At 70.0% G+C, this 13,271-nt stretch carries 9 protein-coding genes and 1 pseudogene; 6 read left to right on the top strand and 4 right to left on the bottom strand.

Annotation, left to right across the window (positions count from 1 at the left end; genetic code table 11):
- Positions 1 to 6: 6 nt before the first annotated feature.
- Together OG245_RS20500 and ssd are read right to left on the bottom strand one after the other, a co-directional pair.
- A pseudogene (locus OG245_RS20500) lies at positions 7 to 861 on the bottom strand (TadA family conjugal transfer-associated ATPase); the annotation flags it as partial.
- Positions 858 to 1,994 carry a septum site-determining protein Ssd gene (ssd, locus tag OG245_RS20495; RefSeq protein WP_371624942.1) on the bottom strand — a complete coding sequence of 379 codons (1,137 nt, stop codon included), beginning with the start codon at positions 1,992 to 1,994 and terminating at the stop codon, positions 858 to 860. The gene ssd and the pseudogene OG245_RS20500, both read right to left, overlap by 4 nt.
- A 499-nt stretch (positions 1,995 to 2,493) precedes the next feature.
- On the opposite strand from ssd, the gene OG245_RS20490 reads away from it, so the two are divergent.
- Positions 2,494 to 3,339, top strand: coding sequence for an HAD family phosphatase (locus tag OG245_RS20490; RefSeq protein ID WP_286023115.1), 846 nt, complete (start codon positions 2,494 to 2,496; stop codon positions 3,337 to 3,339).
- A 686-nt stretch (positions 3,340 to 4,025) separates the two neighbouring features.
- On the opposite strand, the gene OG245_RS20485 is transcribed toward OG245_RS20490, so the two are convergent.
- On the bottom strand, positions 4,026 to 4,850 hold the full coding sequence (locus tag OG245_RS20485; RefSeq protein WP_069752101.1) for an oxidoreductase: 825 nt from the start codon (positions 4,848 to 4,850) through the stop codon (positions 4,026 to 4,028).
- Positions 4,851 to 4,952: 102 nt separating this feature from the next.
- On the opposite strand from OG245_RS20485, the gene OG245_RS20480 reads away from it, so the two are divergent.
- Positions 4,953 to 5,948 (top strand): ATP-binding protein, encoded by a 996-nt coding sequence (locus OG245_RS20480; protein WP_371624941.1) that lies wholly within the window; start codon positions 4,953 to 4,955, stop codon positions 5,946 to 5,948.
- Positions 5,949 to 6,051: 103 nt separating this feature from the next.
- Here the strand turns inward: OG245_RS20480 and OG245_RS20475 are convergent, their stop codons facing one another.
- Positions 6,052 to 7,536: a hypothetical protein gene (locus OG245_RS20475; RefSeq protein WP_371624940.1), complete on the bottom strand. Its 1,485-nt coding sequence runs from the start codon at positions 7,534 to 7,536 to the stop codon at positions 6,052 to 6,054.
- A 405-nt stretch (positions 7,537 to 7,941) separates the two neighbouring features.
- On the opposite strand from OG245_RS20475, the gene acs reads away from it, so the two are divergent.
- The 4 genes from acs to OG245_RS20455 all read left to right on the top strand — a co-directional run bounded on the left by acs (position 7,942) and on the right by OG245_RS20455 (position 13,217).
- A complete protein-coding gene (gene acs, locus OG245_RS20470) occupies positions 7,942 to 9,939 on the top strand; it encodes an acetate--CoA ligase (protein ID WP_371624939.1) in 1,998 nt (665 codons plus the stop codon).
- Positions 9,940 to 10,196: 257 nt separating this feature from the next.
- Positions 10,197 to 11,618, top strand: coding sequence for a Na+/H+ antiporter NhaA (gene nhaA / locus OG245_RS20465; protein WP_371624938.1), 1,422 nt, complete (start codon positions 10,197 to 10,199; stop codon positions 11,616 to 11,618).
- 40 nt (positions 11,619 to 11,658) lie between these two features.
- Positions 11,659 to 12,198, top strand: coding sequence for a phage holin family protein (locus OG245_RS20460; RefSeq protein ID WP_371624937.1), 540 nt, complete (start codon positions 11,659 to 11,661; stop codon positions 12,196 to 12,198).
- Positions 12,195 to 13,217, top strand: a complete 1,023-nt coding sequence (locus OG245_RS20455; protein ID WP_371624936.1) for an alpha/beta fold hydrolase — start codon at positions 12,195 to 12,197, stop codon at positions 13,215 to 13,217. The genes OG245_RS20460 and OG245_RS20455 overlap by 4 nt, the downstream gene beginning before the upstream one ends.
- Positions 13,218 to 13,271 lie beyond the last annotated feature (54 nt).

Raw genomic sequence — 13,271 nt, 5'->3', positions numbered from 1 at the left:
CCGACAGCACCCGCCTTCGTGTCCGGTGTTCAAGGCGGCCAGCAACTCGGTGACCTCGGCGCCCCGCACCTCTCCGACCACCAGCCGATCGGGCCGCATGCGCAACGCCTGCCGCACCAGATCGCGCAACGTCACCCGGCCCGCACCCTCCTGATTGGCCGGACGGGACTCCAGGCGGACCACATGCGGATGGTCCGGCCGCAGTTCGGCGGAGTCCTCGGCGAGCACGATCCGCTCGTTCACGCCGACCGCGCCCAGCAGGCTGGCGAGGAGCGTCGTCTTGCCCGCCCCCGTGCCGCCGCTGATCACATAGGAGATCCGCGCTTCCACGAGGGCCCGCAGGATCCGGTCTCCGCCCGGCGGCACCGTGCCCGCCTCCACCAACTCCGCCAGGGAGAAGGCCCGCGGCCGCACCACGCGCAGGGAGAGGCAGGTCGAGCCGACGGACACCGGGGGCAGTACGGCGTGCATGCGGGTGCCGTCAGGAAGGCGTGCGTCCACCCAGGGCCGTGCGTCGTCCAGCCTCCTGCCGGCCACCGCGGCGAGCCGCTGGGCCAGTCTCCGCACCGCCGCCGCGTCCACGAAGGTGACGCCCGTCAGCTGGAGCCCGCCGCCCCGGTCCACCCATACCCGGTCCGGTGCGGAGACCAGCACATCGGTCACCTCCGGATCCGCGAGCAACGGCTCCAGCACTCCCGTGCCGACGAGTTCGCCGCGCAACTCTGCCGCCGCCCCGAGCACCTCGGCATCACCCAGCAGCCGCCCCTGGGCCCGCAGAGCGGTGGCCACTCCGGCCGGGGTGGGAGCGGCGCCACTGCGTGCCAGCCGCTGGCGTACGGCGTCGAGCAGTTCGTCCGTCATGCCGTCACTCCCCCGGGCGGGCCGGACACGGGGCCGGTGTCACCGGCCGCGGCCGCCTGTTCCCAGAAGGCCGAACAGAACCGGGCCAGCGGCCCGCGGGCACTGCCGCCGGGTGGGGTGCCGTCGTCCTGGGAGGCCAGGAGCCCTGATTCCAGGGGAAGTTCACCAACCAGCGGGAGGCCGATGGCCTGAGCGACCCATCGCCCGTCCAGCCCGGACGCATAGGGCCCCCGGGGCACCACTCGCAGGTCGTCCAGGACCATTCCGGCCGTGGCGGCGACGCGCTTGGCCGCTGCTACCGCACGCAGTTCGCCCGGCACCACGAGGAGCCCGAGATCGAGCTGGGCCAGTGCTTCGGCGACCGACTCGTCGACCCGGCGCGGGAGGTCCACGACCACGACCCCGCCGAGTCGCCGCGCGGCGGCCAGCACCGCACGCATCGCCTGCGGCGGGATCACCACCTCGTCGTCCCGCCCCCAACTCAGCACCCGCAACCCGTGGAGCGCGGGCAGCGAGTCCTCCAGGGCTCCGCCTCCCAGGCGGCCCTTCGACTGTGCGAAATCCGGCCACCGCATGCCTTCGGCACGTTCGCCGCCGAGCAGGACGTCGATGCCGCCCCCCAACGGGTCGGCGTCGATCAGCATCGTCCGCCTTCCGGACCTCGCCGCACTCACGGCAAGGGCGCAGGCCAGCGTCGATGCGCCGGAGCCGCCCCTGCCGCCCATCACACCGACGGTGAAAGCGGGCCGTCCCACACCTTCGGCGGCGTTGGCGATCTGATCGACGAGCCACCCTTCGGAATCGGGCAACCGCAGCACGTACTCGGCCCCGATCTCCACCGCTCGCCGCCACACGTCCGGGTCGTCCTGGTCCCGGCCCACCAGCATCACCCCCTTCCGGCGGCCGGCGCCCCGGCAACGCGCGGCGGCGTCATCTCCCACCAGCACCATCGGGGCCCGCTCCCAGCCGCCCCGGCGCCCGGGCGGCCCGTGATGAACTTCCGGCTCGGCTCCGGCCGCCGCGCACAGCCGCAGCAGGTCGTCGAGCAGTTCCACGTCCTCCGTCACGATCAGCGGGCCCGCGCGCCGCCCCTCGACGACCGCCGCTCCTTCTCCTGCGATGGATCCAGCCACGATCTCCGCCCCCTTCTCACTGCCCCTTCAGTGCGGTTCGCGGTGTTCTCGGAGCGTTCCGAGATGCGCGATTCCGGCACCCGCGGACTTCGCGGGTGGAATCAACGTGCAGCACCTCGGAAAATCATGTGGATCTTGATGAAAAACTGTGGACAACTTCAGGGCTGTGAATAACTTCGTCACCCGAACCAGCGACTTCCGGAGCGCAGCCCTCTGGCTACACACTGTGACGAGACGAGTTGCACGACGCCGGGCTCGCGCAGTCGGGCCGATGTCGGCCAGATGGGAGGCTCAGGTGGTTTCCACCCTCAAAATGCGTCCGGACATGCGACGACCCCCGCCGGGGGGGAGAGCGGGGGTCGTCCCCACGGCCGACTCGGGGGGGGAGGAGTCGGACCGGGTTAGCACGGTCGCGAACGATCCGTGACTTCCATGGTGTACCCGAGGGCCTCCTCAGGCAAACCCACGCGCCGGAGTTTACGCCGAATGGTGGGCCCCTATGCTCAGCGTTGTGGAAAACTGCTTCTCGCCGCGCACAGCAGCCTTCTTTGACCTGGACAAGACGGTCATTGCGAAGTCTTCGACGCTGACCTTCAGCAAGTCCTTCTACCAAGGCGGACTGATCAACCGCCGCGCTGTACTGCGCACTGCGTACGCACAGTTTGTGTTCCTCGCCGGGGGTGCCGATCACGACCAGATGGAGCGGATGCGTGAATATCTCTCCGCCCTCTGCAAGGGGTGGAACGTCCAGCAGGTCAAGGAGATCGTCGCCGAGACCCTGCACGACCTGATCGACCCGATCATCTACGACGAGGCCGCCACCCTCATCGAAGAACACCACACGGCCGGGCGCGATGTGGTCATCGTCTCGACCTCGGGGGCCGAAGTCGTCGAACCCATCGGCGAATTGCTCGGCGCCGACCGCGTCGTCGCCACGCGCATGGTCGTCGGCGACGACGGCTGCTTCACGGGCGAGGTCGAGTACTACGCCTATGGACCCACCAAGGCCGAGGCCGTGAAGGCGCTCGCGGTCTCGGAGGGGTACGACCTTTCGCGCTGCTACGCCTACAGCGACTCCGCGACCGATGTTCCGATGCTGGAGTCGGTCGGCCACCCCCACGCGGTCAACCCCGACCGCGCGCTGCGCCGCGAAGCGACCCTTCGCGAGTGGCCGATTCTCGTCTTCAACCGCCCGGTCCGACTCAAGCAGCGACTGCCCGCCTTCTCGATGCCGCCCCGCCCCGCCCTCGTGGCGGCGGCCGCGGTCGGTGCGGCAGCCGTCACCGCCGGGCTGGTCTGGTACGCCAGTCGCCGGCGCACCGTCGGCGCCGCCCTGCCCGGGTGACACGGGGACGAGGCTCAGCGAAGGTGACGCGGGGTACCGCCCCACCGGAGCGACACCCTGCCCGATTCGCCCTTGATTGATCGGAAAAGTAAAGAAGCGGGGCCAGGGCTTTCCCTTCCTCTGGTCCTGGAGTACAAAGGATTTAACGGCCCGCGAGACCAAGGACATCCGCGAGGATGACCTGTTACGCAGAACGGCCCCACGGACCGAGCACGAAAGCCGAGCACCCACGCGACGTCGACCCGTCGATTACGGGCCAGCCGCACCAGGTGACGGGCAAAGTACCCGACCTGATGGGCGAATTTACGAGGACGCTTGGTAACTGGGCGGACGTGCCAGCGGCGGTACCGCATATCGGTACCGCCGCAACCCTTACTCCCGGCCGTCGATCACCTGATCGCCCGATCACCCTCGCCCCGACCGGGAGTCGACCTCTCCGGTGCCGCAGGGGCCTTCGACGCCAGCCGCACCGGGCCCGTGGGCAACATCCGCCCCAAGCCACACCGGAACCCTCACCGCAGCCGCCCCTGAGGCCGCGTCGAATCCAGGCCGCGTCGAATCCAGGCCGCGTCGAATCCAGGCCACGCCTCCACCGAGGCCGCACAGCCGCCCGGACGGACGCCCGGACTCCCGGACTCCCGGGCGCCGGCCCGGCGACGACGACCCCGGGCAGCGGCGGCGAGGTCTCAGGCGGCGCCGCGCTGAAGGGCCTCGCACACGGCGGTCGACTCGCGCACGCCCAGCTCGACGGAGCGTCCGCAGTGGGTGATCCAGGCGGCCATACCCTCCGGGGTCCCGGCGGTGTAGCCCTCGAACGCGGCGACATAGGCCGCCCGGCCCTGCTCCGCGTGTCCCACCTCGGCCGGGCAGATCGACTTCGGGTCCAGTCCACTGCCGATCAGCACGATGCGCTCGGCGGTCCGGGCCACCAGACCGTTGTGCGAGCCGAACGGGCGCAACGCCAGCAGTTCGCCGTGCACGACGGCGGCGGTGACCAGGGCAGGGGCGCTGCCGCCCGCGATGATCAGCCGCGACAGCCCTTCGAGCCGCCCGGCGACCTCCTCGGCCCCAGGAAGCGGCGCCTCGATCAGCGGCTCGTCCACGGACTCGCCCGCCAGCCGAGGACGCCCCACAGCGTCGTCGGGAGTCGCCCCGCCGGCCGCCACCAGATGCAACCGGGCCAGCACCCGCAGCGGCGACTGCCGCCAGATGGAGAGGAGTTGCCCGGCTTCCGCCGTGAGCCTCAGCGCGGCGCCGACCATGCGCGCCTCGTCCTCACCGCTGAAGTCGGTACGCCGACGCACCTCCTCAAGGTTCCAGTCGGCACCGGCCAGCGCGGCCGAACCACGAGAACCCCGCAGTGCGGCCTCGGCCGTGACCTCATTGCTGCGGCGCCGCATGACGCGATGACCGTAGACCCGGTCGACGGCCTTGCGCACGGAGTCCACGGCGTCGGGAACGCCGGGCAGGGAACCGAGCGCGGCGAGCGGATCTGAGGCAGTCGTACTCATAAGTAGCGAGGCTACGCGCCCACCCCACCCGCACCACCCTCAAGTGGCCTTCTTCACGAACAGTGACAGCAGAACGCGATGGAGCCACTACCCTAGGTGAACATGAAGATCGCTTTCGTCGGGAAGGGCGGCAGCGGAAAGACCACGCTGTCCTCGCTCTTCATCCGCCACCTCGCCGCCAACGAAGCCCACGTCATCGCCGTGGACGCCGATATCAACCAGCACCTGGGGGCCGCTCTCGGCCTGGACGAGGCAGAGGCCGCCGCGCTGCCCGCCATGGGCGCGCACCTCCCCCTCATCAAGGACTATCTGCGGGGCACCAATCCCCGTATCGCTTCCGCCGAGACGATGATCAAGACGACTCCGCCCGGCGAGGGCTCCCGGCTGCTGCGGGTCGGCGAGGACAACCCGATCTTCGCGGCCTGCGCGCGCACGGTACGGCTCGACGACGGGGACGTCCGGCTGATGGCGACGGGGCCCTTCACGGAGTCCGATCTCGGAGTGGCCTGCTACCACTCCAAGGTCGGGGCCGTGGAGCTCTGCCTCAACCACCTGGTCGACGGTCCCGACGAGTACGTCGTGGTCGACATGACGGCGGGCTCGGACTCGTTCGCCTCGGGTATGTTCACGCGCTTCGACATGACGTTCCTGGTCGCGGAGCCGACCCGCAAGGGGGTGTCGGTCTACCGGCAGTACAAGGAGTACGCACGCGACTACGGCGTCGCCCTGAAGGTCGTGGGCAACAAGGTGCAGGGCCCGGACGACCTGGAGTTCCTGCGTGCGGAGGTCGGCGACGACCTGCTGATCGGAATCGGCCACTCCGACTGGGTGCGGGCGATGGAGAAGGGCCGGCCGTCCAGGTTCGAGCTGCTGGAGGCCGACAACCGGATGGCCCTGCAGACGCTGCAGGACACCGCCGAGGACTCGTACGGGTCGCGTGACTGGGAGCGCTACACGCGGCAGATGGTGCACTTCCACCTGAAGAACGCCGAGAGCTGGGGCAACGAGAAGACCGGCGCCGACCTGGCCGCACAGGTCGACCCCGCCTTCGTCCTCGACGAACGGCACGCGGGAGCGGGCGTGACCGCACCCGCCTGACTCACACGTACCCCCCTCGCCGGCCTCCTTTCGGGCCGACGAGGGGGTGAACGATGCGGCGCGCGCGGCCGGACGCCGTTTCGGGCGGCGTTCCCTCGGTGCGTCAGCCAGTCGCTCCGGCGGGCTCCGAACCCGTGTCACCCTGACCCGAGGCATTGCCCGGGGCGGCCTGATCCGGGGCCTGCCCCGGGGCCTGACCCGGAACCTCTCCGGCATCCCCGCCCGGGGCTTGGCCCTCGCCCTGGTCCTTGCGCTGGTCCTGGTCCCCGCCCTGGTCCTTACCCTTGTCCTTACCTTCGCCCTTGCCCTGGCCCGCGGGCTGCGCGGCGGCCTGCTGGGTGCCGAGGTAGGACGACCAGCCCGTCTTGGGCGCCTCGCCGACGCCGAGCGTGGTGAGCTTGGCCAGCGCCTTCGGGTCCTGCGCGTCCAGCCAGTCGGCGAGCTGCCGGAAGGACACGCAGCGCACGCCCTCCTTGGTGCACACCTGCGCGATGGTCTCCTCGATGGCGCGCATGTAGGTGCCGCCGTTCCAGGACTCGAAGTGGTTGCCGATGATCAGGGGCGCCCGGTTGCCGTTGTACGAGCGGTCGAAGGCCTGGAGCAGCCCGTCCCGCATCTGGTCGCCCCAGTACTCGTGCTGGGAGGGGTCTCCCTGTGTGGCCGTGCCGGACTGGTTGACCATGAAGTTGTAGTCCATCGAGAGGGTCTCGAAGGCACGGCCCGGCATCGGGACGAGCTGGAGCGGAATGTCCCAGACCCCGTCCTTCTTCTTGGGCCAGACCTGGTTGCCGACGCCGCTGGAGTCGTAGCGGAAGCCCATGGTCCGGGCGGCGGCGACCATGTTCTTCTGGCCTTCGAGGCAGGGGGTGCGGGCGCCGACCAGTTCCTTGTCGTAGTCGAAGGGCAGCGGGTCCTCGCCCTTCAGCTCCGGAGTGTTGGTCTTCCAGCTCTTGACGAAAGCTTTCGCCTGGCTGATCTCGCTCTTCCACTCCTCGACCGACCAGGTCCCGACACCGCCGTCCGCGCCGCAGAAGTGGCCGTTGAAGTGGGTGCCGATCTCGTTGCCTTCCAGCCACGCGGCCCGCACCTCGTCGAGGGTGTCGCGGATGCCCTCGGTGTCGTTGAAGCCGATGTCGGAACGGCCCGGCGCGTGCTGGGGCGGGTTGTAGAGGTCCTTCTTCTCCTCCGGCAGCAGGTACACGCCACTGAGGAAGTACGTCATCTTGGCGTTGTACTTTTTGGCCACGCCGCGGAAGTGCGAGAAGAGCCTCTGACTGTCCTCTCCGGCGCCGTCCCAGGAGAACACCACGAACTGGGGAGGCTTCTCGCCGGGCGCCAGGCGTTCGACGGCCGGCATCTTCGGCTGGACCCCGGTGAAGGCGGTGGACCCGTCCCCGATGAGCTTGACCGCGTTCTTCGGGGCAGCGGCCGGAGGGTTCTCCTTGGCGCCGTGGGCGCCCTTCTCCGCGTCGGCTCCGGCTCCCCCGGACGCGGACCCTCCGGACCCGGCTCCGGAACAGCCCGCGAGAACGGCGACCAGGGCCGTGGACATGACGCCCAAGGCGATCCTCTTCGTGGCGGCCATCATCCGCCCACCCTCTTCCTTGCAGGTTATTTGCGTTGAAGTGCCGACACGGCGCGGCCAAATTCGCACGCGGTTCCGCATAGCAAGGGCGACATACCGAATGAAAAGCTGCTTATTCACTGACAAGAGTTACCAACTAGCCCGAACGCCTCCGGCCTGAACCGGACGGGCTCCGGACCCGTGCAACCAGGCGCCCCCGTTCCGCATCACCCCGACCCCCGGACGCGTTCCGGCACCCGACACACCCCGACTCGTCTCGACGCACCCGACCGGCACGGAACCGCCGTGCGCCACGCGTCGTACGGCGGCCCTCGACCGCGGAGCGGGAACATGGCTCCATACACGAAAACACAGGTCTAAACCAATTCCCGGCAGGCCCTTGTCACCTGGCCCCGCGCCTGATGAGCTATGCCCCGGGACACAACGGACACCCTGGGACTGGGAGAAGTCGTGAGCAACGAGAGCCTGGCCAACCTGCTTCGGGAAGAGCGGAAATTCGCTCCGCCTGCCGAGCTGGCCGCCAACGCCAACGTCACAGCAGAGGCGTACGAGCAGGCCGAGGCGGACCGGCTGGGCTTCTGGGCCGAGCAGGCCCGCCGCCTGACGTGGGCCACCGAGCCGACCGAGACCCTCGACTGGAGCAACCCGCCCTTCGCGAAGTGGTTCGCGGACGGCAAGCTGAACGTCGCGTACAACTGCGTGGACCGCCACGTCGAGGCGGGCAACGGCGACCGGGTCGCCATCCACTTCGAGGGCGAGCCGGGCGACAGCCGGGCCATCACGTACGCGGAGCTGAAGGACGAGGTCTCCCGCGCCGCCAACGCGCTGACCGAGCTGGGCGTCGGCAAGGGCGACCGGGTCGCCGTCTACCTGCCGATGATCCCCGAGGCCGCGATCGCGATGCTGGCCTGCGCCCGTATCGGCGCCGCGCACTCCGTGGTCTTCGGCGGCTTCTCGGCCGACGCCATCGCCGCCCGCATCAAGGACGCGGACGCCAAGGTCGTCATCACCGCCGACGGCGGCTACCGCCGCGGCAAGCCGTCCGCGCTCAAGCCCGCCGTCGACGACGCCGTCTCGCGGTTCGAGAACGTCGAGCACGTCCTCGTGGTCCGCCGCACCGGCGAGGACACCGCGTGGACCGAGGGCCGCGACGTCTGGTGGCACGAGATCACCGCCCGGCAGTCCGCCGAGCACACCCCCGAGGCCTTCGAGGCGGAGCAGCCGCTCTTCATCCTCTACACCTCGGGCACCACGGGTAAGCCGAAGGGCATCCTGCACACCTCCGGCGGCTACCTCACGCAGGCGTCGTACACGCACAACGCGGTCTTCGACCTCAAGCCGGAGTCCGACGTCTACTGGTGCACCGCCGACATCGGCTGGGTGACCGGACACTCGTACATCGTCTACGGGCCGCTGGCCAACGGCGCGACGCAGGTGATGTACGAGGGCACCCCGGACACCCCGCACCAGGGCCGGTTCTGGGAGATCGTGCAGAAGTACGGCGTCACGATCCTCTACACCGCCCCCACGGCGATCCGCACGTTCATGAAGTGGGGCGACGACATCCCCGCGAAGTTCGACCTGAGCAGCCTCCGCGTCCTCGGTTCGGTCGGTGAGCCGATCAACCCCGAGGCGTGGATGTGGTACCGGAAGAACATCGGCGCCGACAAGTGCCCCATCGTGGACACCTGGTGGCAGACCGAGACCGGCGCGATGATGATCTCGCCGCTGCCCGGTGTGACGGAGACCAAGCCGGGAAGCGCCCAGCGCGCGCTGCCGGGCATCGCCGCCACCGTCGTGGACGACGACGCCAACGAGGTGCCGGACGGCGGGGGCGGCTACCTCGTCCTCACCGAGCCGTGGCCCTCCATGCTCCGCACCATCTGGGGCGACGACCAGCGGTTCATCGACACCTACTGGTCGCGTTTCGAGGGCAAGTACTTCGCGGGCGACGGTGCGAAGAAGGACGAGGACGGCGACATCTGGCTGCTCGGCCGGGTCGACGACGTCATGCTCGTCTCCGGGCACAACATCTCCACCACCGAGGTCGAGTCCGCGCTCGTCTCCCACCCGGCGGTCGCCGAGGCCGCCGTGGTCGGCGCCGCGGACGAGACGACCGGCCAGGCCATCGTGGCGTTCGTGATCCTGCGCGGCACCGCCACCGCCTCCGACGAGCTCGTCGCCGACCTGCGCAACCACGTCGGGGCGACCCTCGGCCCGATCGCCAAGCCCAAGCGGGTGCTGCCGGTCGCCGAACTGCCGAAGACCCGCTCCGGCAAGATCATGCGGCGACTCCTCCGCGACGTCGCGGAGAACCGCGAACTGGGCGATGTCACCACGCTGACGGACTCCTCCGTGATGGACCTGATCACCACGCAGCTGCCGTCCTCCTCGTCCGAGGACTGACACCGCGGAACGACGGAACAGACGCGGAAGCACAGAACAGACACGGCAGTACGGCTCCGATGGGCATCCGGCAACGCGCCGGATGCCCATCGGGCATTTAGCCTGAAGATCACCTATTCGGTCCCGCTCTTTACGCCCCCGGTACAGTGGACGCTTCACCCACAACTGCAGAGAACATCTCCACAGGGGCGCCGGGAAGTCTGGTCGGCATGTCCATCAGTCATGCCCTCATGCCGCCCTGACCTGGAGGTCCTCTCGTGGCACCGCCCAACCCGCCCACCCCCGCACCCCCGGCGCCGCCCCGGCGCCCGCTGCTCGGCAGGCTCTCGCTGCCCGAGCGGAACTACGTGGCGGAGGCGCTGCGCACCGAGACGGTCGGCGGTGTGCTGCTGCTGGTGGCGGCGGTGGCCGCACTCGTCTGGGCGAACACCTTCGGCGGCTCGTACGAAGAGGTCAGCGGCTTCCACTTCGGTCCCGGCAGCCTCGGCCTGGACCTCTCCGTCGCGCACTGGGCGGCGGACGGACTGCTCGCCGTCTTCTTCTTCGTCGCCGGCGTCGAGCTCAAGCGCGAACTGGTCGCGGGCGAACTCCGCGATCCGAAGGCCGCGGCCCTCCCGGTGGTGGCGGCACTGTGCGGCATGGCCGTGCCCGCCCTCGTCTACTTCCTCACCACGGCCATCGGCGGCGGCTCGACCGACGGCTGGGCGGTCCCGACCGCCACCGACATCGCCTTCGCCCTCGCCGTCCTCGCGGTGATCGGCACCTCGCTGCCGTCCGCGCTGCGGGCCTTCCTGCTCACCCTGGCCGTCGTCGACGACCTCTTCGCGATCCTGATCATCGCGGTGTTCTTCACCTCGGACCTGAACTTCGTGGCGCTCGGCGGGGCCGTCCTCGGCCTGGTCGTCTTCCACTTCCTCCTCCGCTTCGACGTCCGGGGCTGGTACGTCTACGTTCCGCTCGCCCTGGTCATCTGGGGCCTGATGTACAACAGCGGCATCCACGCCACCATCGCCGGTGTCGCGATGGGCCTGATGCTGCGCTGCACCCGCCGCGAGGGCGAGAAGCACTCCCCCGGCGAGCACATCGAGCACCTGGTCCGCCCGCTGTCCGCCGGGATCGCCGTCCCGCTGTTCGCCCTGTTCTCGGCCGGGGTCGTGCTGAACGGCGAGGCGCTGGCGGGCGTCTTCACCCGGCCCGAGACGCTCGGCGTCGTCCTCGGTCTCGTCGTCGGCAAGACCGTCGGCATCTTCGGCGGCACCTACCTCGCAGCCCGCTTCACCAAGGCGGAGCTGAACAAGGACCTGGCCTGGGCCGACGTCTTCGCGGTCGCCTCGCTCGCCGGCATCGGGTTCACCGTCTCGCTGCTCATCGGCGAGCTCGCCTTCGAGGGCGACCAGGAGATGGTCAACGAGATCAAGGCCGCCGTCCTGCTCGGCTCCCTGATCGCCGCCCTGCTCGCCTGCGTACTGCTCAAGGTCCGGGTACGCAGGTACAAGGAGCTGTACGAGGCAGAGGAGCTGGACGAGGACGAATCCGGGGTACCCGACGTCTACGAGCAGGATGATCCGGAATATCACCTGCGGATGGCCGCCATCCACGAGCGGAAGGCGGCCGAACACCGCCGTCTCGCCGAAGAGCGGGCGGGGGCAGCGCGCAACAAGCCGAACAGTCCGGCATGATCGGACATCGGATGTGTCGAAGACGGAGAGGGAGTCAGGGATGAGCGACCCCGGCAACTACGCGGGCAGTGCGGACCGCAGCATCGGGCAGCTGGTCGCCTCGGCGACGGCGGAGATGTCCGCGCTGGTGCACGACGAGATCGCCCTGGCCAAGGCGGAGGTGCGGCAGGACGTCAAGCGCGGGGCGATCGGCAGCGCGGCGTTCATCGCCGCGGGCGTGCTGCTGCTCTTCACGATGCCGATGCTGAGCTTCGCGGCCGCGTACGGGATCCACAACCTGGGCCTGGGCCTGGCGTGGTCCTTCCTGATCGTGGCGGGCGCCTTCATCGTCCTGGCCGCCCTGATCGGATTCATCGGTCTGCGGAAGTTCAAGAAGATCAAGCCGCCGGAGAAGTCCATCGCCTCCGCCAAGCAGACCGCCGCCGTCCTGCAGAAGGCCAAGCCGCACCCGCGCCCCTCGATCGAGGCCGCCGCGATCATCGAGCGCTCCGCCGTCTCCGGCAGTTCGCTGGTGAAGAAGAGCGTCGAGAGCGGCTCCGGTCAGGACAGGGCCGGGTCTGTGGCACGCTCGTCCGCATGACCGTTCCCGATTCCAGCGCATTCGGTCCGACGGGTCCCGCGGACCCGGAGGGTCCGGCTGCCCCGTCCGACCCGGCCACGGGCCCCTCGGGCCGGGGTGCGGCCGGAGGGCCCGTGCGCCTCGACGGCCCCTGGGCCCACCGCGACGTGGCGGCCAACGGGGCGCGGTTCCACATCGCGGAGATGGGCGAGGGGCCGCTGGTGCTCCTGCTGCACGGCTTCCCGCAGTTCTGGTGGACCTGGCGCCACCAGCTGCCGGCGCTCGCCGACGCGGGCTTCCGGGCGGTCGCGATGGACCTGCGCGGGGTGGGCGGCAGCGACCGTACGCCGCGCGGTTACGACCCCGCCAACCTGGCCCTCGACGTCACCGGGGTGATCCGCTCCCTCGGTGAGCCCGACGCGGCCCTGGTCGGCCACGACCTCGGCGGCTATCTCGCCTGGACGGCCGCCGTGATGCGGCCCAAGCTGGTCCGCCGGCTCGTCGTCTCCTCGATGCCGCACCCGCGCCGCTGGCGCTCGTCGATGCTGTCCGACTTCGCGCAGTCGCGGGCCGGTTCGTACGTCTGGGGCTTCCAGCGGCCGTGGCTGCCGGAGCGTCAGCTCCTCGCGGACGACGCCGCCCTGGTCGGGAGCCTCGTCCAGGACTGGGCGGGCCCCCGCACCCCGGAGTTCCCGGACGAGGAGGCCCTGGACGTCTACCGGCGGGCCATGAGCATCCCCTCCACCGCCCACTGCTCGATCGAGCCGTACCGCTGGATGGTGCGGTCGATGGCGCGTCCGGACGGTATCCAGTTCAACCGGCGGATGAAGCGTCCGGTCCGGGTGCCGACGCTGCACCTGCACGGGTCGCTCGATCCGGCGGTCCGCACCCGTAGTTCGGCCGGGTCCGGCCAGTACGTCGAGGCACCCTACCGGTGGCGACTTTTCGACGGTGTCGGTCACTTCCCCCACGAGGAGGACCCGATCGGCTTCTCCACCGAACTCATCAACTGGCTCAAGGACCCCGAGCCCGACCGGTAGCCGCCCGCCCGCCACGGGCACGCGTGTCCGACGAACAGCCAATTGCCCGCCGCA

It is taken from the genome of Streptomyces sp. NBC_01116, assembly GCF_041435495.1.
Classification (GTDB): domain Bacteria; phylum Actinomycetota; class Actinomycetes; order Streptomycetales; family Streptomycetaceae; genus Streptomyces.
The sequence above is the reverse complement of the archived record's forward strand: the minus strand, read 5'-3'. Positions and strand labels throughout refer to the sequence as shown.

Bases quoted from the DNA above. Each gene is read 5' to 3' on its own strand.
- OG245_RS20490 (WP_286023115.1), top strand. From the start codon at position 2,494: ATGCTCAGCGTTGTGGAAAACTGCTTCTCGCCGCGCACAGCAGCCTTC.
- OG245_RS20485 (WP_069752101.1), bottom strand. From the start codon at position 4,850: ATGAGTACGACTGCCTCAGATCCGCTCGCCGCGCTCGGTTCCCTGCCC.
- OG245_RS20480 (WP_371624941.1), top strand. From the start codon at position 4,953: ATGAAGATCGCTTTCGTCGGGAAGGGCGGCAGCGGAAAGACCACGCTG.
- OG245_RS20475 (WP_371624940.1), bottom strand. From the start codon at position 7,536: ATGATGGCCGCCACGAAGAGGATCGCCTTGGGCGTCATGTCCACGGCC.
- acs (WP_371624939.1), top strand. From the start codon at position 7,942: ATGCCCCGGGACACAACGGACACCCTGGGACTGGGAGAAGTCGTGAGC.
- OG245_RS20460 (WP_371624937.1), top strand. From the start codon at position 11,659: ATGAGCGACCCCGGCAACTACGCGGGCAGTGCGGACCGCAGCATCGGG.
- OG245_RS20455 (WP_371624936.1), top strand. From the start codon at position 12,195: ATGACCGTTCCCGATTCCAGCGCATTCGGTCCGACGGGTCCCGCGGAC.